We start from the raw sequence: 1589 nt of genomic DNA, 5'->3' as shown, positions 1-1589 counted from the left end.
GGAGGTGCGGACATAATCTTGGACTACTATAAGACAGGAGAATGTCCATGTACTCTTACCAAAAAAGATTGATAGCTGTAAAGCTTTACATCAAATACGAGCACTCTTTAACGTCAGTCATTCAAGAGCTAGGTTATCCTTCTCCAAAAGCTCTATACAAATGGTTTAAAGAATATGAAGCGAACGGCGATCTTTCCAGAACCTCAAAAAGAAACCGTGTATTTACGCAAGAAGAAAAGCAATTTGCTGTCGATCACTATATCGAATACGGTCGTAATTATTCTAGGACTGTTCGCATGTTGGGCTATCCAGACAGAAACATCCTTAGCGATTGGTGTAAAGAACTCGCCCCGGAAGCTCGTAAAATAAGGCGTAGTAGGTTAAACTATTCTCAAGAGCAGAAAAAAGAGGCCGTTATCCATCTTGTGAGCCGAGAAACCTCTGTCCAAACCATTGCTGAGCGACTACAGGTTACTCGAAAAACGCTCTATGATTGGAAAGAGGAGCTCGTTGGAGAGGAACTTCCACCAAATATGTCGAATATGCCTGACAGTCCTCACTTAGAAGAACTAAAAGATGAAGTTGATGGTTTAAAACGAGAAGTTTATCGATTACGAATGGAAAAAGATATATTAGAAAAATCTTCTGAACTAATAAAAAAGAATGGGGCATCAATCCAAAACAACTCTCCAACAAAGAAAAAACATGGGTGATTGATGCCTTGAAAACTATTTATCCTTTGACATCTATGCTTGAGAACTTGAATTTAGCCAAGAGTAGTTACTATTACCACAGAAGTCAGTCTGTTTTACCGGACAAATATGCTGATTTACGGGTCTTGCTCAAAGAAATTTTTATAGAAAATCGTAGTTCCTATGGCTACCGTCGAATGCATGCAGCTCTAAAAAAACAACATATTATCGTTTCCGAGAAAGTCATCAGACGGATTATGAAAGAAGAACAGCTCACCGTTCGGTCAATAAAAAAGAAAAAATATAGTTCTTATGCAGGTGAGATAACTCCCGCTACACCTAACCATATTCAGCGAAATTTCAAAGCTGAAAAACCTAATGAGAAGTGGTTGACGGACATTACAGAATTTCGGATTTCTGCCGGAAAAATTTATTTGTCCCCTATTATTGATTGTTTTGATGGGGCTGTAGTCAGTTGGACAATCAGTACACAACCGAATGCCGAACTAGTTAATAGTATGTTTGATCAAGCGCTTGAGACACTCTCGGGCAATTCAAAGCCAATTGTACACTCTGACCGCGGGGCACATTACAGATGGCCGGGATGGATTAAACGGATTAAAACCAACGGTTTGACGCAATCCATGTCTAAAAAAGGCTGTTCCCCAGATAACTCGGCTTGTGAAGGCTTTTTCGGAAGACTTAAAAACGAGTTCTATTATGGCCTTAGATGGGAAAACACATCGACTGACGAGTTTATCGAACTATTAGATGACTATCTTCATTGGTACAATAATAAAAGAATCAAGATATCCCTTGGAGGACTCAGTCCGATTGAATACAGAAAGAATCTAGGTTTAGTTGCTTAAAAAAGTCCAAGAAAACATCCGCACCCCC

Annotated in this window: 1 protein-coding gene; it reads left to right on the top strand. The window is 39.4% G+C overall.

The annotated features are described in order from the left end of the window. The first annotated feature begins 47 nt into the window (after positions 1–47). Positions 48–1561, top strand: a protein-coding gene (locus CLV38_RS13535) for an IS3 family transposase (protein WP_106196512.1) whose coding sequence is annotated in 2 segments (ribosomal slippage) — positions 48–666 and positions 666–1561 — 1515 coding nt in all. Because the reading frame shifts where the segments join, the coding sequence is not laid out codon by codon here. Positions 1562–1589: the final 28 nt, after the last annotated feature.

The sequence above is a fragment of the Alkalibacterium olivapovliticus genome (assembly GCF_003003275.1).
GTDB lineage: Bacteria > Bacillota > Bacilli > Lactobacillales > Carnobacteriaceae_A > Alkalibacterium > Alkalibacterium olivapovliticum.
The sequence above is the reverse complement of the archived record's forward strand: the minus strand, read 5'-3'. Positions and strand labels throughout refer to the sequence as shown.